This is a genomic window from Streptomyces sp. NPDC005485, from assembly GCF_040606085.1.
In the GTDB taxonomy this organism is placed as follows: domain Bacteria; phylum Actinomycetota; class Actinomycetes; order Streptomycetales; family Streptomycetaceae; genus Streptomyces.
The window spans coordinates 1-18,974 of sequence record NZ_JBEXDZ010000065.1; the positions used below are offsets into that span (position 1 = coordinate 1).

Consider the following 18,974-nt stretch of genomic DNA (forward strand, 5'->3'; position numbering starts at 1 on the left):
CGCACGGCTCACCAGCTACCTGAGCTACCGGCAGCCGGTCGTGGCCTCGGCCGGCGTATGCAGCGCTGGCGCGCTGCATAGAGTCGCGAATTACGCAAGCGCAATTCGATATTCCCGCGCAAGCGCGGGAATGGAATTCCGCAAGCGGAATTCAAAATATGACACAATTCGCGCAAGCGCGAATTGGAGGAGTCCCGCAAGCGGGCCTCCCCAGGCTGGCCACGAGGGACGGTGCATCGGGTGCGGGCCTGTGTAGCGTCTGGGAATCCCAGGCACCACCCCTGCAACAAATGTGACGGAGCGTTAGGTCCGACGGGTACCGGCCCCCTGCAGTGACGGGCTCCGCTGCGCTCCACCCGAACCCCTCCCCCCGCTGGGTCTGGATGTCGTCGTAGGTGGCGGTGCCACCTATTTCGACCAGACGGCGCAGGACAGCGCGGCGCCGTGGATGTCGTTCGCGGCGACCTGTACGTCACCGTCGCCTTCCCACTGGTCCCCGTACTCGGTTTCGGTGATCCGGCGGAAGTGTTCAGCGACGTCGGCCACCGCCTCGGGGGTGGGCATGGGCGTACGGAGCGGCGTGAGCACAGTGTAGAAGTGGACGTCGAACTGGCTCAGCCCGGCCAGGGCGTAGAACCAGCCCTTGCGTTCCTGCCAGTGCAGCTGAAGGCCGCCGTGGCCGCCGGTCCGGCTGACGTCCCACGTCATCACGGTGTACATGGTCATGCCACGTTCGAGGCTGGTGTGGTTGGCCCGGACCGTGCCCGGCGGGATGCCGCGTGTGGTGAGGGCCTCGTCGACGGCCTGGACGTAGGGCCAGTACGGCAGCCCACGGACCACCGGCGGGCCCGCGTCTCCACCGTGATCCCGCCGGTGGCAGCGGCCTGCTTCCGCCAGCGCTTGCGGTCGAGGCTGCCCGCATCGGCTTCGTCTCGTACGACGCCACCGTCGGAACCGAAGCACACTGCACGGGGTCGGGTCGCGTGAATCCTCCGCCGTCCGGGTGCTGCACCTGATCGGACAGCACAACCCCCTACGGCGAACGCGTCACTGGACAGCCCCGCCGCGCTCGCGCACGACATCCTGTACTCACTCGGCAAGCGTCTGGCTCCAGGGACAGACACTCCCGACGTCTGGCTGGACTCGGTGAACCCGGCATGGCTGGCCGCGGCCGCGTGGAGCACCGCAACCGGGGTACGGCACGTACTGGTCACCCGCACCCACCTGCTGACGGCCCGACGAGTCGACCAGCTGCTCGCCTGGCGCGAACTGACGGGGGTCCAGCTGACGCTGCTGTGGCAGACGGCCCCGCACCAGCTCCCACCAGCTCTGGCCCGGGTGGAGCGCCGCATCAGCGGCCGGGACCACCTCGAAGCGGTGCTCCACGCAGCGGGACCGATACCGGCGCGCCCGTTCTTCCCACCGGCGCCATCAATGACCGCCGCAGGCACGGTGGCCGCGTCGGCGGCGGGACAGCCGACCGCCCGGCCGCGGCCTGCCCGGTCAACGCCGATGGTGCCACGGCCCGATCACGCGTGTGCTGGAGCATCTGCGACAGTGCAGTTGCGCCCAGCCGCTCCTGCGGTCGAGGTCGCACCCGAGGACACTGCAGCTCTCACGGCCATCGCCCACCCGCTCATCGCGGGAGCGCTGAGCGTGCTCGCGTTCACCGGCAGCAGCCCGGACCACCTTCGATGGACACGGGACCTCGACATCACCGGAGACGTCTCCGCCATCAAGAGCCACACGCCCGACCACCGGCAGTGCCAGCTGCACGCTGTCCCCCTCTGGGCGCAGCCACTGCTGGCCGGTGCCCGCGCGCACCACCGTCTGGCGACCCACCCACCCGGGGACAGCGTGTTCACCCCGGTGATGCTCGCTGAAGCGCGTTATCTGCGCGCGCACGCCGCACGCCTACCCCAGCTCAACCTGACCCTGCCCCCCCCAACGTCCTGGTCCCCTGAACCGCGGCGCGTACCAACCACCAATGCAGCCTCGAGCGCCTGCAGAACCGGGACACGGCAAGAATGCTGCCGCGTTGCAGCAGGCCAGGCTAGGCACCGACAGTCCTGCGCACGGCTTCCAGCAGGCCCAGGAGTGTGGGCAGGACTTCATCGTAGAGCGTCTCCTGTTCGCAGCCGTGCCCGTCGGTCCGAGCGATCTCTTCGGCCAGATCGCGCAGGACCGGGACGCCCTTGTGCGCGAGCCGGGCGGCGAGCTTGCGGTTCTCTTCCAGTTTCGTGGGCTCCTGGTGGTACTTGGTACCGCCTCGGTAAAGATCGACGGTCATCGCGACGGGGGTGATGGGCCGCCCGATGCGGTCGGCGAGGTTGCCGATGCCGTGAGCGTCGAGGTCGCCCCACGCCGCGAGAGGCAACCCATCGAGGCTGCGGAGGAACTCGGCCAGACCGTCGGTTGCGTAGCCCTTGCCCCAGATACACAGCCAGGTGCCGGCGATCTCCGAGATCTTGCAGACCTGTTCGAAGGTGTCCTCGTTCTCGATCAGGAAGATGCCCTGGGCGTCGCAGGAGATCATGCCGAGGGTGCGGACACCGCGGGCGGGAAGAGCGAGCCAAGGGTGGCAGGCTCCCGCATCGGCGATGACGGTGCCGACGCGCCACTGAAGGGGACCGCGGATGCGCAGTTCGGTGTCGGCTTTGTCGACGGCCTGGTCGAAGGGGATGCCGATCAGGTTGGAGAAGGCCTGTTGCCTGACAGGGGTCCAGGCGCTCTTGGTGTTGCGCAGGCTGCGTCCGGCGAGTTCCTTGGCGGTGATCTTGCGGGGTTTTCCTTGTGCGGGCCACCAGATGCCAGCGGCCCGGATGGCGACCTCGTAGACGCGCCAGTCCTCGGCTCGCGTGGCGGTGCCTTCGGGGATCTTCAGGATCCGGCCGAGAGGCGTGTTGGCCAGCAGCGCGTGCTCATGGGCGAGTTGAGGGATGTCGGACATGATGTGAAGGAGCTCGCGGTGCAGATCCTCGGGGTGCTGGCGGCCTTGGATTTCGGCAAGTTTGTCCTCGGCGAGTTCAGCCCATGACTGGGTCAGGGTCCATGACCGCGGGCTGTAGCCGGTGGCGTTGACGACGTCGCAGCGCAGGACAACGGCGCCGCAGCGGATGAGGTCGACCACGCTCTGCCAGGCGTTGTCGCCGAGGTCGGCTTGGATGGTGGGCCAGCGCTTGGTGCTCTTGGTCTGCAGGACTTTGATCAGTTGTCGGGTGGTCAGGGTGGCCGGCGGCTCGTAGGGGCTGACGGGGTGGGCGGCGACAAGGTCGACCTGCCGGGGATTGACGCGTCGTCGATGGTCCCTGGGGACGCGCACGTGGATGGTGTCGTCGCCGTCCTTGGTGATGCGCGGCAGAGTGACGGCGATGATGCCTGGCGGCAGGTTGCGCAAGGGAACGGTCTCGCGGCCGTGTGCTTCGCCGATGAGGAGTGGAGGCCGGGGGGTGTGGTCAGGCATGGGCGCGTCCTGCGGTGATCCAGTCTTCGGTGAGTTGGGTGCGGGTTCCGTTGCTGTCGAAGGCCCATGCGCTGGTGGGCTGGTTGATGATGTCGGCTGCTGATGCGTGGACGAACCACAGCAGTTCCCCGCAGACATCGGCGGCGTCGGCAAGGACGCTGTCCTGGCAGGTGCCGAGGATGGTCAGGTGTTGGTCGCGGGCGACGTCGCGCAGGGCGGCGAGCATGTCCTTGCGGTTGACCTCTCCGAGGCTGTTGCCGAGTTCGTCCAGGATCAGGACTCTGCCCTGGGTCTGGGAGTCGGCGAGGAGCGCCGCGAGGACGAGCAGGATGGCGTGCACCTTGACCTGGGCGCTGTTGGCATTCTCTCGGTAGGGGACGTATCCGCCGCTGCGGGAGCGTTTCCATCGCGGGATGACCTGCCACTGCCAGTCACCGGCCCCCTGGGGGCGGACGCTGATGTGTTCGAGCTTGGCCCCGTAGCCTTCGCTGCGCAGGTCGAGGTCGTTGAAGGCGGCGCTGATCTGAGCGAAGAGGCCGTCAAGGTGCTTTTCAATCATGTCCTGGAGGGTTTCCAGGTTGCGGGCGCTGGCGGCGACCCCGTTGGTGAGTTCTGTGATCGCCTGCTCTCGGGCGTGCTGGTCGTGGGTGACGCGCGCTGCGGCAACCTCGTCCTGGTCCCGGTGGCCGGCGAGGCGGTTGTCCAGCGGGGCTGCCACGTCGGCGAAGGTGAGAGAGGGAAGGCTGGCGGGATCGGTGTCGGCGAAGGTCCGCATCATTTTCTCACCGGTGCGGAGGTCTTCGCCGACGTCCGCGCCTGGGGTGCCGTCGATGCCGTAGTGCTCATAGGCCCGGCGCAGTCCGTCCTCCGCTTGTCGGCGCAGGGCCGCCGGCCGGGATGAACGGACCTGCTCCGATGCCTGGTCCAGGAAGTGGACGGCGTCTTCGAGGGTGCTGGCCCACTGTAACTGCCACTGGGATGCGGCCGCTTGATTGCGCTGACGTTCAAGCGCCGCGAGGATGCGGTGGCGTTCCTTGAGCGCCTTGCCGGCCCCTTCCAGTGTGAGCTTTGCGTTGGCGAGGAGCTGCTCGTGGGAGGCGTGCCGGGCCACGGCCTCCTTCCAGGTCTGCTGGAGTTTCTGTTCGTCGCGCGCGGCGTTGTTGACGCGGCTGGAAAACTCGTCAGATTTGGTCTGAAGGTCGTTCTCCTGGATACCAAGGCGCGCGAGTTCTTCAGCGGCCTGGGCGGCCGCGTGCTGAGCCTTGGCCAAGATGAGAGCAGCGCTGGCAGCGGTCACAGCTTCGGTGGCCTCGATGGCGAGCTGCTGGGCGGCTGCGAGATCGACGCGTGCTTGTCGGAGCAGAGCTTCGCGCCCGGCCAGCGGAGTGGGGAAACCGCCCGTCACGGTCAGAGCCAGCGCCTGGTCACGGACGGCAGTGCCGTCGGCCGAGAGGATCAGGCGTTCTTGAAGGGTGCCAAGGAAGCGTGCCACTTTCAGGGTGCTGTGAATGCCCTGCGGCAGGCGTTCCTGCCTCACGTCGGACGAGATGATCTGTGCTCCGGGCAGAGCGGTGTGCAGAAGGCGTCGGGCCTTCTCTTCATGCTCGGATTCGACGACGATCGCGTCCTGCCAGGACGCCAGACGCGGTTCCCACTCGGGGCGGGCGGCTTCGTCCACGTTGAGCTGGTCGAGTAGGCCGTGCGCGGGAACGCGGTGTTCGCTCAACAGGTCGATGGCGCGGCCGACTTGACCGCTGCGGCCCTGTTCGACGTTGTGCAGGTGTCTGCGGGTGCGGGTGACGCTGTCTTCGGCCTCGATGCGTTGCAACTCTGCCTTGGCGTGTTCGCGTTGGCGTTGCTCCAGGCAGGTGGCCGCGGTGGCGCAGTCGCTGCCGTCCCAGCCCTGCGCCTGGGGCAGGAGGGTGGTCCGCTGACTGCGCAGCAGCGTCTGCTTGGTAGCCAACTCCGTTACTTTGCCGCACAGTTCGCGGAAAAGTTGTTGGGCGTCGGACCACGTCTGGCGGGCTTCGTGTTCCTGAGTGGCGAGTTCCGCGGCGGACCCGAGGGATTTCAACTGGTCCTCGGCGTCCCGCACCAGGGCTTCGGCTGTCGCGGCGGCCTCCTCCTCTTCCTCCATGGTCGCAGCGATGCGCTCGTCGCTCTGGTGGGCGTCGCTGTAGGAGGCTGCGAGGTAGCGTCGCCATGCCTCGTGGCCGCATTGGAGGGAGACGCGGGCGGCCTCGCGGGCGCGCACGCCGCTCATCACCTCTTCTTCTACGAGCCGCGCCTGGGCGTGCTCGGTCTGGGCCTTGTCGAGTGCGATCTGGTGTTCCAGAGCCTGGCCGCGCAGGTCGTCTTCTTCCTCCAGCAGGGGTGTCATGCCCGACAGGGCAATCAGGGACCGGCCGATGTCGTGGGGCTCCATCTCGGTCAGCTGCTGGCTGAGCAGTGAGGGAACGGGCGGACGCAGGGCGGTGTCGAGGTAGGTGAGGCAGCGCGGGGCTGTGCCGTAGAGCTTCTCGGCCATGGCGCGGGCGGAGAGGATCTGGCGTGTACGGAGCCCGCGCCACAGGGCGTCGGCCTGGATGCTGCGCTCGTGGTCAGTGGGGGCGTCGGCGACGTGCAGGCCTTCGGTCCAGTTGGCTTGCAGGTAGGGGGCGGTGGTGGCTATGCGGACCCATACGGTCAAGGGGCTGGTGGCGGGGTCGTCAGGGTGGGCGAAGACCCCAACGATGTAGCCGTGGGTGACCGGCGATGCTTGGTGGGCTTGGTCGACGCCGGCTGCGTCGGGGCGGAACAGGATGCTGCTGGCGTGCCGACCGCCGTTGGTCTCCAGGCGCCACTGCGGGTCGGCCAGTAGTAGGGAGACGGCGATGAGGAAGCTGGTCTTGCCGGAGCCGTTCGAGTCGTCCTTGGGGCCGAGACCGGAGACTGCGATGAAGGTCTCCGGGACGATCGGAACGGCGTGTGCCGTGAGCCGTGCGACGTCGAAGGCCTGGACGGCGACGAGCTGGCGGTCGCCGACGATGCCCCGGGACAGGTCGGACGCGGGCGGGCTGGTCATGGTGTGTCGTGCACCTCGTGGTCGGGAGCGGTAGCCGTGGGCACGGCGCGGGGGGCGTGGCGGCGACGGATCGATTCGGCGAGGGGACTGTCGGGATCGGCCAGCAGGATCAACCGTTCGAACAGTTCGGTGCCCACGGTCGGCGTCAGACGCAGGAACTGATTGCCCAGGACGTAGCCGGTTTTGGTCCGGCGGACCAGGTCAGCGTCGGTGAGACGCTGCAGCGCACTGGTGAGGACTACGTCGGACACCCGGCAGCCTTTGAGCTGGTCTCTGGGCACGGGGGTGCCCCGGGTCCACAGCTGGTCGGGCAGGGTAGTGCCGGACGCTCGGGGGATGGCGACGCTGAACAGCAGGATCAAGGTGAGAACAGCACGGTCCTCGCGCGGCAGGACCCCGATTCCTTCGTGCGCCAGGCGTTGTCTGATCTCGTCGGTGTAACCGGAGAGGTAGCCGCCTCCAACCACGAGCAGAGTGCGTCCGGATGCGGCCAGGACGTGTTCCACCACGACCCGCAGCGGGGTCTCCGCGAGGGCGCGATAGTGCGCTGGCCGCACAGGAAGCATGGCGGTCTCCACGGCGCAGACCGCCGCTCGGACATCGGACCGCCGGTTGTGGGACAGGGCTTCCAGTGCCGGTACGTCCACCGGCTCACCCTTTCCTCAAGGCGGGCAGGACGTCGTAGCCGCTGCGGAGTTCAGCCACATCGCGCTCGGACCACAGCGCGACCATGGGTCCGAGACGGATCATGCCGTCGCCGACGTCCGCCGAGAGGTAGTCGCAGGCGCGCAGGAACCGCAGGGCAGTGAGGAAATGCGAGGTCTGGCCCAACACGGCAACGCCTTCCCGGGGGACGAGGGTGTCCTGGAGAGGAGCCAGGGAGGCGATGACGTCCTCCTGCGCGGCGGGCTGTCCCGGGTACAGCGGCTGGCTAGGGTCGGGCCAGCAGTGGCGGATACAGCAAGCCAGTGTGACAAGGCGGACGGCCGAGGCGGTGCGGTGGACGTCGCTGTCGCCCAGGGCGCCGCTTGCAGGTTCCACGTCAGGGGCCCAGCCGGTCATCAGTTCCTGGATACCGTTGGGGGTGGCGACATCCACCAGACGGCGCTCCACATCGTCGACGGCGCGGCGCAGTTGGGTGAGTTCTGTGCGGTCTGCAGGGACAGGAACAGTTCGCAGTGCTCGGGCGCGCGCTAGCAGGTAAGGGTCACTCATGGGGGCTCTGCGGTGCGGCTTCGGTGTCGTCGTTCATATCTTGAGGGCTGTCGGGCATGCGGTACACGGTCACCGGTGAGGCGTAGGTGACCGGGCCTGCTGCGTCCACGATGACCTCGCGGGAGATGTCGAGCATGAACGGGATGGCGGGGTCGGCTGCGGCGCGCAGCAGGTCGACCAGGTGCTTGACTGCTGCTTGCCAGGGCAGGGCGCGTAGGGCGGCGGTGACGTCGGCTTCGTCCTTTCCGGCCATGAGCAGGGTCACGGTGGCCTCGCGTCGCTGCCGTGCGAGCGCGGCCTTGGCGCGTGCGGTCTCGACCGGGTCCGGGCCGGGCGGCTGCACCGGAGGGCGCGGCAGGCGCTGTCTCGGTGGCGGGGGCTGGTGATCGGCCGCGGCAGTGAGGATCTGGCCCGTGGTGATCTGGACGTGAGGCGGATCGAAGACGGTCGTGGCGAGCACCTGCGCGAGTGCGTCAGTGGAGGAACGTAGGGCCGCAGTCAGATATTGCTCGGGAAGGAGCATGCTGAAGTCGCGGCGGGTGGTGGCTTGTTGCATGAGTCGGTCGTAGAACTCGTGGACGGCTGCCGTGTATCGCAGGGCTTCTTGGATCAGGCGGGTTCCGGCGGGACGCAGTGCAGGGTACTGCTCGGCGATGGCGTGGACGAGGTGTTTCGCCTCCTCGAGCGATGTGGTGTGGCCGTGGTGGTGGCGCTGGCCGAGCAGTTCTTCGATAGGCCTGGTCCGCACGAGCCGCAGCAGGTGGTTGGTGTAGTTCGCCAGGCTCCTCCGGACCTGGGCGATCTTGGCGGCCAATTGATCCTCGGTCAGGGAGCCGTTCAGGAGGCCTTCGCGGGTCCGGTCCAGCAGCATGGTGATCTCCTGGACGCCGCCGGCCTCCCCCAGTCGCTCGTAGACCAAGAGTGCTGCACCGCTGGTCGGATTGAAGACATAGCGCTGGTCGTAGGCCTTGCCGTGCAGCGACTCCAGCAGGCGAAGTTTGGTGAAGACCCGGAACCTCGCATCGAACTCGTCGACGGAGGCCACTGCAGCGCACGCCTGGGCGATCTCCGCGCGGCTCAGGCCCTGTTCAGAGCCGAAGTCGCCGAACACATCCCGGACGGCCTCGGCGATGCGCAGTGCCACCGGATCGCGTGTCACTGCGCTCGGTGCAGCAGCGACCGGCGCCACGAATGGCGGTATGTGCTCTAGATCGTCCGCGTCGTCCTCCTGCTGCACAGAGAACAAGTCAGGCTGATCCGGCAAGTACCCCTCCACCCCGCATCACGTGCGTCCCCGGACCAGCATGACCGCTACCGGGCCCAAAGGGCCCGGAAACCACAAAACTTGTCTTTGTCCTTCCACAGCCCCAGCCGCAGCAGTGAGCGTGTGGCAGGCGCACCGGGATCGCCGAGGTGCCCCAGGAGCACGCGGACGCCACCCGGCCGGCACAAGCCAATGCCGTCCATCCGTGCCGACTGCGGGAAGGCACCGGCGCGGAGATCGCATCCCTACGGGAGCAGCCAGCTGCAGTGCAGCGCGATCGCCCGGTGCCGGCGTACCTGCAGCAGTTGCTCGCCGTGGCCGCAGCGCCCTCTTCTCGGGGCAAGTCCGCCGCGCCGGAGAGGTTGGCCCTGATGACGCACTCGGCCAGGCCAGCGGATGCCGCGAACGCGACCCAGCCCGCCCTGGTCGAGCTCACCGGTTGGTGCACGCGTCTGAGGCCGGGCACGGCCCGCGGCGACCGGCCGCCAGCGAGCGTCCGAGCTCCCCGACGCCCGCACCGGCCAGAGCCTGAGCGGCGCGCTGGATGACGTCGCGGCGGATGCCTGGTGAGTCGGTGCGGCTGCCGGAGGGTGCAGGTAGCCGGTCTTGGCGAGGCGGACGGTGAAGGCCAGGCCCTGGCGGGCGGCGAGGGCGGCCGAGGCAGCACAGTGCGAACGGCCCGCCTACGTTGCAACGCTTCTAAAAGCTCCGCGATCGCCGACTGCAGGGCGCTGAAGGCCCGATAGCCACAGGCCCTTACGGTCCGGGGTGCCCAGCGTCGTCGTGGGTGCTGTCCGGAGGACGAGAGCCGCCGTCTCGGACCGAACAGCCATGGGTGGACGGCAGCGGTGACGTCTCCGCCAGCGGCATCGACGCGGCGGGCGAAGTCGATCCGAAAGGTCGGCAGTGCTGCGTCACCAGGTTCGTCACGTGGTCTTGCGGGGGCGGCGGCTTGGGCTCACGGGGTGCCGGATTTCACGATGAGGTCGGCGAGCGGCTGCTTGTCCAGGTAACGCAGAGCCGCGTGCGGCTCGGCGATGCCGTTGTGGACGAGTTCGTCGCGGACGGCCGGAGCGACGGGTGCCAGTCCGCTCTGGGCGACGATGTCGCCGGCGGCGTGGAGGTTCATCCAGCTGATGCCGTAGGGCAGTTGGAGGGGGCCGTCCTGGCCTAGGGAATGGCGGACGGTGGGCCAGGCAAGGGGGGATCCGCAGGTGACCAGGGCGGTCAGGCCGTCGGGCCCGGCTCCGGTGTCGGCGCGGGTGAGCATGTCGAAGGCGATGATGCTGCCCAGGGAGTGGGCGATGACGAGACGAGGTCCGGGGCGGTGCAGTTCGGTCCGGACTTCGGCGCGGATGCGTTCACCGATGTCGTGGTGCAGGTAGCGGTAGACCTGGCGGACGAAGCGCAGCAGGCGCCGGCCCATGTCACGGCCGATCTTGTGGTCGGCGGCAGCCAGGGCCCGGGCGACGGGTCGGGGGATGTAGGGGACGCCCAGGCCGAGGGTTTCGGTCTCGAGCTGTTCGGGATCCAGTCCGGGTGGGGTGTACAGAGCGAGAGTGTCAAGGACGAACGCCTCCTCCTCGTCGGTGAAGGGTTCGGTGTCGTCGACGAGAGGGGTGTCCTCGTGGGCGCCCAGGCGTTGGCTCGGGGTGCGGAAGAGGTTTCCGTAGTAGGCCACCGTCATCGGTGGGATGGGGCAGGCGGGCCCGTGGTAGGTGCGCAGGCCCTTGGTCAGGGCGCCGGCCCAGTCGGCCGAGAGTTTCACGGCGTTGGTGTTGCCCTGCCAGATGCCGTGGATACCGACGATATGCACGCTGATCTTTCCCCCGGGGCCTGCTTCCCCGCGGGCTGCGGGGCTGGTGGCTGCCGGGATCCTATCCGGCCGAGGCGGCGGCCGCGTCGCGGCTGCGGTCTGGCCGGGGTGGTTAGAGTGCTGGGCAACGTGTGTGTGAGGGGGCGTAGTTGAACGGGGTGGCGCCGTGGCCTCGGCGGCTGGTGGTCGTTGCGGTGGACGAGTACTTCACCGAGGATGAGGCCTTCACTGCGGGGATCCAGCAGCAGGTGGAGACGATCACCGGCTGGCTGGCCGATCCCGCGATGGACGAGGAGCGGCGATTCGAGCTCGCACGGCCCAAGGAGCTGACGCAGCCGGAGGATTTGCGGCTGTTTTTGACCGAGCAGGAATTCGCGCAGGCGCAGTGGGACCAGGCGCTGGTCGTCTACATTACCGGGCACGGCCTGCGGGGCCAGTCCCGGCGCCATTACCTGACCTTCGGCCACACCTCCCCCGACCGGCTGCTGGGTACCGCGTTTCCCACCAGCGAGCTGATCACGCAGGTCATGGACAGCGAGGCGGAGCACGTGCTGGTGCTCGTCGACTCCTGTTTCGCCGGCAGCCTCAAAAGCGAACTGGGGGTGCTGTTTGAGGAGTTGTGCGCGCAGCGGCGCGACCTGAAGGCCCTCGCGGTGATCACCAGCGGTGATTTCGAGCAGGAGCCGCACCGGGGCGAGTTCACGGAGCTGCTGAAGCTGGCGCTGGACAAGGCCAGGGATGAGTCGGCCGGCTTTACCGCGCCCCATCTGTCGTTCGAGGAATGGGAGAAGCTCCTCAACACGGTCGGGGATGAGAACCCCGGCCTGCTGCGGGCGCTGTGGGTGTGGCCGGACTCTCGCCGTGACGAGCCGAGCCAGTGCCTGCCCAACCCGCACTATCAGCCGCAGGAACAGGTCGTGGAGGCGTCCCGGCAGCCGGTGTCGCTGTCGGCATCCACCCTGGCGCAGTACTGGCTGGCCCGCGCCTCGGGCCGTACCGATGACGATGACCCGGGCTGGTATTTCAGCGGACGCCAGACGCTGATGCAGGCGCTGGTGGAGTTCGTCCATGCCGGGGCGGGGGTGCTGGTGGTGACCGGGGCGGCCGGCTCGGGCAAGTCGGCGCTGCTGGCCCGGCTGGTCACGCTGAGCGATCCGCTGTTCATCTCCCGGTTTCCGGACATGGTCGAGATGATCCCCTCACCCCTGCGGCCGCGGCCGCGTGCGGTGGACGCGGCTGTGCTGGCGCGGGGAAAGTCGTCCCTGGCGTTGATCGAGGATTTGCTGACTGCCCTCGGCACCGAAGCCGCTGGTGACGAACTCCCTTTGCAGGCACTACTGGACCAGGTTGCCGCTGCCTGCGCCGATGCGCCGGAGCCGGTAACTCTCGTGATCGACGGGCTGGATGAGGCGCAGGAGCCCACCGCGTGCCTGTCCGACGTGATCGCTCCGCTGGCCCGGTTGCGTGCCGCGAACGGGGAGCCGGCGGTGCGGATGGTGCTGGGGATGCGTAGTTCGGCCCAGGACGACGGGGACGGCAAGCTGCAGGATGCGGTAGCCGACCAGCTGCTGGGTTTCCTGCACACCGTGTTGCAAGCGGGGCTGGGCGAGAGCCGCGTGCCGCTGGACCTGCTGCGCACGGACGGGCAGCAGACCGTCGTTGACATCACCGCGTATGGGGAGATGGTGCTGCAGGCGGCCGAGGACAGCGCGTATGCCGGCCATGGTGCGGCGGCAGCCGAGGTGGCGGCGGTGATCGCGCGGGCGGTGGAGCCGTCGTTCCTCGATGCTCGATTGGCCGCGGCTCAGCTGAGGTCCGCGATCGGCCGGCAGGACGTGCACGATCCCCTCTGGCGCGGCCGGTTGCAGGCCGGAACGACGGCACTGCTCAGCAACGACCTGCGGCAGGTAGCCAGGGACCAGGACATCAGCGTTGGGCTGCTGCTGGCGGTACTGCGTGCCACCGCGTTCGCCCAGGGCGCGGGGCTGCCGTGGGCGGAGGTATGGCCGGCGGTGGCCGCTGCGGTCATCGGCCCGGATGCACCGTCCGCCGGGGAAATCGATGAAGTGATCCGCACGGTGCGCCACAGCCGCCTCGTCGGTTACCTCGCCGTTGGCGAGGAGGACGGCCGGGTCACCTACCGGCCCGCCCACCAGCGGGTAGTGGAGGTGCTCCTGTCCGAACCCGAATCGCTTCTCACGATTGAACCCCACGGAGGCGCAGCCCTCTTGGATGCGCCTGCAGGAGGTGCCCTGCGGTCACCGCAGGAGGTCCATCGAGCGATCGCCGAGGCATGCGCCCAACTCGCCCGCGCGGCCGACCCCCTGGCGCCGCATCCCTATGTCCGGCGTCACACCGCAGCCCACGCCCAAGCCGGTCACGCGCTCGACGACGCGATCATGCCGCTGTCCCTCGCCGCCCGGGAGACCTCCGGAACACTGCGCACCCGGCTGGGACTCCCACTCCCCGTCGATGATCCATCCCGTCGTGTTCTGACCGCAGCGGGGCTCATCGAGCCGTACGTGGACGCCTCTACGGACGTGGCCTCGCGCGAGGCCAGCATTCGATTCCAGCTCGCCGCGCTCACCCGCCATGGACTCTCCGACGATGCTCGCGTGCCCCAGCCACCCGAGACGTGGGCGGAGGCCCCGGCGCTGACTGCGACGGCCGTCCTCTGGAGGCCCGGCGGCAATGTCGTGGGATTCCCCGCAGGACATGTGCACACGCTGTGCACATGGAACACTCGGGACGGGCGAGGGCTGATCGCGGCCGGTACCCGGCACGGTATCGACATTTGGGACAGCAGCGGGCAGCAACTGGTCCAGATCAGCTGCCCCAGCGTCTGGGACCTGGCCGTCCTGGCCGGGAACAGCGGCCGGTCCTTCCTCGCTGCTGCCACCTCGCAAGGCGCAGGCATTTTCGACCCTCTCTCAGGACAGCGGCTGGCCTGGCTGCCCCTGGCACAGCCCCGCGAAGTACACGTGCTGCGGGAGGGGTTCGATCGCTGGCTGCTGGCCGTTGGCACCTCGCGCGAGATGCTGGCCTGGGCCCCGTCGGAGCAGACACACGAGCGTATCCCCCTGCCCGAAGACCGACTCGTCTTCACGGGAGGCGCCTGGGTGCGGGACGCAACTGGGGAGCGCTGGAGACTGTTCAGGCGGCTCAAGGGCGCCCCGCTCCTGTTCAACCCGCGCACCCGGCAGACCCGGCCCGTCGCCCTCAAGCCCACAACCGTACGTTCGCTGGTAGCCGTTGCCGGCCCAGAGGGGGGTGGTGACGTTCTTGCCGTGGTCCGCAAAACCCAGGAAGTCGATCTTCTCGACCCCTTCGACGGCAGACTGCTCGCCAGCGGGTTTTCCCCGGGAGGAAAGGCGCTGGAGATCCCGGTTCCCGGTGGCCGCACCCTCCTCGGAGTTTGGGACGGCGCAATGATCACCGTGTGGGATGCGTCGGGCCCACGACCTCGGCATGTATCCCAATTCCTCTCCCGCGCCGGGGCACGGGCGGCGGGCGTGCGCGTGCAGGGCGCTTCCGTGGCGTTGGTCGCCAGCAGCGACGAAGGCATCCTCCTGCACCAGGTTGAGCCCACCTTCACGCGCCCGGAGGTTTTCGGAGTCACGGTGACCACGCCCGGCATGGCGACCGCACAGGTGGCAGACGGCCGTCAGCTGGTGGCCGTCTCCACGCTCATGGACCTGGCGCTCGTGGATCCGGTCAGTCATCAGCCGCTGTACCGTCTGGGCACACAAGGCCCTCTTGGCTTCTTGGAGGTCGTCCCCGGCCGGGGCGACATCCCCGCCCTCGTCTTCAGCCAGCGTGGCCGTATCTGCCGGTGGGAACCGCAGTTTGACACCGTCCAGCACATCGCGGACAACTCCCGCTACCACGCCAGTGTCAGCGTGCAACTCCCCGATGGACAAACCTGTCTGGTCCTGGCCCACTCCCGGGGGATCAACACGCTCGCCCTGCAGTCGAAGCAGTTCACCGCGCTGTCGACGAGCACTCCCGTCACACACCTGATGGCGCTGCCCTCTCCCCCAAGTCAATGCCTCGTCGCAGGTCTGGGACGAGGGAAAGTCACCGTGTGGGACGTTGTCACCGGGGAGATCATGCAGGAAGTTCCTCTGATGGTGCCGACTGCCGTCGTGCGTGCCGTCTGCCCGCTTCCCCTGCCTTCCACTCCGACAGCGGTGGCCATCGCCACCTCCGGACGAGTGTCTGTGTGGGACCCGGGCAGCTGGGAGTGTCTGCATGAGTTCGAGGTTCCATCGACGTACACCATGATTCCCCTCGCGCAGGACAATGGCGCGAGTCTGCTGGTCACCGCGACCGCAACTGGCTTGCGCCTGTGGGAACCCCGCACAGGACGGCTTGCCGGCTCCCTCATCACAGCAGCGCCGGTCACCAGCGTGGTGCACACCACCACGGCCGGCCACCGGCTGCATATCGGCGGTCCCGCAGGACTGGCCGCCCTGACATGGTCATCCAACGCACATTTCGATTGACGCCCCCAACGATCACCGGAGCTTCCCGGCATAGCCCAGCAGACACCGCCATGCCGCATCAGCCATCCGACGCAGGCAGTTGGAACTAGTTCGCCGCGGTCGATGACCTGGGCCATCGTCTGGCGAACGGCCCTGGTTCGTATGGACGCGACGTTGGTGTTGAAAGCCACGTAGCGGATTCCAGGCCGGGCATGTCGACGAGGTCGGCCTTGTCGTCAGACTTGGTCGACAGATTCTGGGTCTGCTCAGGTGCCATGTTGCGCCTCATCAGGTAGATGTCGCCCCTGTCCAGGGCGAGGCCGACGCAAGCGAGCGCGCCGGACTGACCAGCGAACGCGAGGAGCCAGCCACCTTGCGGCGGAGCCGCCAGTTGACGACGATCCCCGACCCGCCGGCCGAGGCCCCGGCCCGACCTCATCGCCCGCAGCTTCACTCCCGACCTGGACGGCCTCTGCACCCGCTGGTGAGGGAGGCTGGCACGAGTTACACGGGCGGCGGGAGTAACCGACTAACGCGCTTCCGCCCCGAAGGGGGATTTCTATCAGGGCCGGATCAACTCGCCTGCCGGACGGCGGCCGTGACGGCGCGGGGGCGTCCGTGCTCCACGCGGGCCGTTTCCAGCAGGCTCCGCCAGGAAGTGACCGTCGGCCGGCGCCGCAGCAAAGCCCGGCGTTCGCGCTCGGTCATGCCTCCCCACACACCGAATTCAATGCGCTGGTCCAGGGCGTAGGCGAGGCACTCGGTCCGGACCCTGCAGCCGCTGCACAGCGCTTTGGCGCGGTTTTGTGCGGCACCTTCGACGAACAGGGCGTCGGGGTCAGCCGTTCTGCACAGCCCTTGCTCACTCCAGTCCGTCTCCGCCATTCCGTGATGCCGTCCTCTCCCTGGTCTGCCCCGAGAGTTGCCCGTGGCCCGAGGCAACAGGCATATGACACTACGTCGTTGAGAGGACCGTTCCTGCATCTGCCCCACGGCGTCACACCTTCGGGTGATCGGTGCTTGCTTCCTGCGTGCACTGGCGCTATGAGATGCCCAGGAGGCGGCGCACCCCGGAGGGCATCGCCCGACGCTTGGCAGGCGTCATGATCACGAGCCTCTTTGTGTGCACTCCACGGATCAGGAAGGCTGGCGCTACGGCCTGGCTTCCTGTGGCTCAGCCGCCGTTGCGGTGCGCTCGGTTGACCCCACCGGTGCACGCATCTCTTGAAGGTGACCGCGTGTCCGTAGCACGGTGGGGCGGGATATGCGGCCTGTTCGCCCTCTGTGCATCCAGGTGGCGCGCTGCGCACAGCAATCGATGCGCTCTGGGAAATCTGACGGCTAGAGTGACGCAAGGAGCAGCATGTACGGGACCTCACACGGGTGTTGAACGGCGATGAACACGCCCGGGTGGGAGTGAGAACTGCAGGGACGGCACCGGTTGAAACTAGTTGAGCTCGGCGTGAAGGGCTTCCGTTCCCTTGTCGACATCCAGGGAATCCCCGTCCGCAAGCAGACGGTTCTCACCGGGCACAACGACTGCGGTAAGACCGCTGTGCTGGATGCCATCGCCTTCCTTCTCGACGAGCCTGCGGTCGAGATCCATTTCGGCGACCTGTCGCATTTCGGGGACTGCGAAGCGGACGAGGTGCAGCCGCGTCCCGAAGCCCAGGAGATTTGCGTCGAAGGAGCGTTCGAGCTCTCCGGCCAGGAGGCGCAACAGCACGCTTTCGCCTCGCCCCTGCTGATCCGGCGCCGCTTCACGCCGGACGGCAAGACCGGCCTGGAGGCCAAACTGCCGGTGTGCGGGGATGCCCGTCTGCGGGCACTGGACGGCATGAGCCTGGCCGACCTCAAGGAGCTCGCCTTGAGCGTGGGAGTGGGGGCCACGGGCCGAACCACCGTGAAGGCAAGCTGGCTTGAGCCTTTGCAGCAGTACGCGGCGGGCCTGGCCACGGTGATGGAGTGGGTCTCCGCGCCCGCCGAGCTCCAGGACATCATGCCCGGCATGGTCTACTTCCGCGGTGACGCGGCGGAGTCCCCGGAGACGGTCGTGCGCAGCATCCTCACCGCCAAGCTGCGCGACCACGCCAAGAACGAGTCCACGCTCAAGAAGATCACCGAGCTGGAGGACGAGTTCGGTGAGCTCCTCAAGGCGGATGCGGACAGACTGCGCCAGCAGGTCGAGAAGCGCTGTGGCCTGGATAGCCTGAGCCTGCAACCGCGTATCCAGTTCAAGCCCTCGGTGGGCGCCATCGAGATGACGGCGTCCATCAACGGGCAGCGGGAGGTACCGCTCAAGTCAGCGGGAGCGGGCCGCTCCCGGCGCATCGCCCTGGCGCTGTGGGAGAGCACGCGAGATCTGCTGGAGACCGCGGAAGCCACGCCGGACGAGGAGGCTCCGCCCCGGCGCGACATCGTGATCGCCTACGACGAGCCGGACACGCATCTGGACTACGAGCACCAGCGGCGCATCATGAAGATGATCGAGACGTCCTCCCGGGCCTCCCACTCCTCGGTGATCGTGGCGACCCACTCGCTGAACCTGATCGACGGGGTGGACATCCAGGACGTGGTTCACCTCGGCAGCAGCGACGGCCAGGCAGAGATCCAGTCCTTGACGGCGCAGGGCACGGACAAGGAGGTGCGCCGTTTCATGTCCAACATGGCCGCCTCGCTCGGGTTCCGCAACAGCGTGCTGCTGCACGAGAAGTGCTTCATCGGCGTGGAGGGCCCCACCGAGTACGCGGCCTTCCCCCGCCTCTTCCGCATCGCGATGGGCTATCCGATCCAGTCAGCCGGCATCGCCTTGTGGTCGTGCGGCGGCAACGACGGTTCCCTCAAGTTCGCCAAGTTCCTCAAGGAACACAAGCGGACCGTTGCCTTCATCGTCGACCGGGACTCCAAGCGCGACAAGCAGAAGTTCTTCAACGACGACCGTCTCAGCATCAACGGCTTCAAGCCCGCGGAGTGCATCTACCTGGGGAACCCGAACGAGTTCGAGGACATCTTCAGCGGAGAACTGTGGGCGAGCGTCGCCAACGACAAGTGGCCCCATAAGGAGGCCGCGCAAGGCCGGGTCTGGACGGCGCAGGAGATCGACGCCCTGCGCAGGGAGCCCAAGTTCAGTCACAGCCTGCACGCCCTGTTCAGGAACGGGTCCGAGGATGCCCCGCCGAAGAAGGAGCAGCTCGTCGGCTTCCTGATGGAATACATCGAGAAGCCCTCCGATGTCCCCGAAGCCCTGCACAGCGTGTTCAAGAAGGCGATCTCCATCGCCGAAGACGCCGGCCCGCACCCGTGGGACGAGGACGACTGAAAAGGTCAGGCCCGCGCCGCCGAACGCCGGGCCCGCATCCTTTGCAGACGCTGCTCCCGTGTGGGTTCGGCCCAGGTGTGCATGCCGACCGATGCGATCCACTGCGAGCCGTGGCTGTCCTGCGGGTCGCCGCACCAGCGGCAGCCGCTGGGCGGGGGTGACGTGGCATGCCGAACGCGCACGATGGGGGTCCGCATCGCCTTCCGCCTTCCTATGTCCGACTCAGTGAACTCAGCCTCGCACACCCCTCCGACAATGCGGAATCAAGCATTCCGATCGCCCTTGAGGCACAGAGGCGGCGGGCTCGTCCCGCCCCGTTCTCCAACCGCCAGTCTCCTTTGACACGGCC

Annotated in this window: 10 protein-coding genes; 2 read left to right on the forward strand and 8 right to left on the reverse strand. The window is 68.0% G+C overall.

The window, feature by feature from the left end; translation table 11 throughout:
* Positions 1 to 408: 408 nt before the first annotated feature.
* The 7 genes from ABZS97_RS22225 to ABZS97_RS22255 all read right to left on the reverse strand — a co-directional run bounded on the left by ABZS97_RS22225 (position 409) and on the right by ABZS97_RS22255 (position 10,822).
* Complete coding sequence (locus ABZS97_RS22225) at positions 409 to 840, reverse strand: DUF6292 family protein (RefSeq protein ID WP_356140032.1); 432 nt, start codon at positions 838 to 840, stop codon at positions 409 to 411.
* 1,213 nt (positions 841 to 2,053) lie between these two features.
* Positions 2,054 to 3,463: a Wadjet anti-phage system protein JetD domain-containing protein gene (locus ABZS97_RS22230; RefSeq protein WP_356140033.1), complete on the reverse strand. Its 1,410-nt coding sequence runs from the start codon at positions 3,461 to 3,463 to the stop codon at positions 2,054 to 2,056.
* The gene (locus ABZS97_RS22235; protein WP_356140034.1) at positions 3,456 to 6,527 is read right to left on the reverse strand and encodes a hypothetical protein; all 3,072 of its coding nucleotides are present in this window, start codon (positions 6,525 to 6,527) and stop codon (positions 3,456 to 3,458) included. Before ABZS97_RS22235 ends, ABZS97_RS22230 begins: the two co-directional genes overlap by 8 nt.
* Positions 6,524 to 7,174 carry a hypothetical protein gene (locus ABZS97_RS22240; RefSeq protein ID WP_356140035.1) on the reverse strand — a complete coding sequence of 217 codons (651 nt, stop codon included), beginning with the start codon at positions 7,172 to 7,174 and terminating at the stop codon, positions 6,524 to 6,526. The genes ABZS97_RS22235 and ABZS97_RS22240 overlap by 4 nt, the downstream gene beginning before the upstream one ends.
* 4 nt (positions 7,175 to 7,178) lie before the next feature.
* On the reverse strand, positions 7,179 to 7,625 hold the full coding sequence (locus ABZS97_RS22245) for a hypothetical protein (protein WP_356140036.1): 447 nt from the start codon (positions 7,623 to 7,625) through the stop codon (positions 7,179 to 7,181).
* Between the two features lie 109 nt (positions 7,626 to 7,734).
* On the reverse strand, positions 7,735 to 8,979 hold the full coding sequence (locus ABZS97_RS22250; protein WP_356140037.1) for a hypothetical protein: 1,245 nt from the start codon (positions 8,977 to 8,979) through the stop codon (positions 7,735 to 7,737).
* 985 nt (positions 8,980 to 9,964) lie between these two features.
* Positions 9,965 to 10,822: a hypothetical protein gene (locus ABZS97_RS22255; protein ID WP_356140038.1), complete on the reverse strand. Its 858-nt coding sequence runs from the start codon at positions 10,820 to 10,822 to the stop codon at positions 9,965 to 9,967.
* 194 nt (positions 10,823 to 11,016) lie between these two features.
* Here ABZS97_RS22255 and ABZS97_RS22260 point away from each other — a divergent pair, with 194 nt between their 5' ends.
* Positions 11,017 to 15,327, forward strand: coding sequence for an AAA family ATPase (locus ABZS97_RS22260; protein WP_356140039.1), 4,311 nt, complete (start codon positions 11,017 to 11,019; stop codon positions 15,325 to 15,327).
* A 552-nt stretch (positions 15,328 to 15,879) separates the two neighbouring features.
* Here the strand turns inward: ABZS97_RS22260 and ABZS97_RS22265 are convergent.
* On the reverse strand, positions 15,880 to 16,191 hold the full coding sequence (locus ABZS97_RS22265; protein WP_356140040.1) for a WhiB family transcriptional regulator: 312 nt from the start codon (positions 16,189 to 16,191) through the stop codon (positions 15,880 to 15,882).
* 556 nt (positions 16,192 to 16,747) lie between these two features.
* Between ABZS97_RS22265 and ABZS97_RS22270 the strand changes: the two genes are divergently transcribed.
* Entirely contained in the window at positions 16,748 to 18,625 is a 1,878-nt protein-coding gene (locus ABZS97_RS22270) for an AAA family ATPase (RefSeq protein ID WP_356140041.1), read from the forward strand.
* The last annotated feature ends 349 nt before the right edge of the window (positions 18,626 to 18,974 follow it).

Excerpts from the sequence above, each read along its gene's own strand:
- ABZS97_RS22235 (WP_356140034.1), bottom strand. The coding sequence starts at position 6,527 with ATGACCAGCCCGCCCGCGTCCGACCTGTCCCGGGGCATCGTCGGCGAC.
- ABZS97_RS22265 (WP_356140040.1), bottom strand. The coding sequence starts at position 16,191 with ATGGCGGAGACGGACTGGAGTGAGCAAGGGCTGTGCAGAACGGCTGAC.
- ABZS97_RS22230 (WP_356140033.1), bottom strand. The coding sequence starts at position 3,463 with ATGCCTGACCACACCCCCCGGCCTCCACTCCTCATCGGCGAAGCACAC.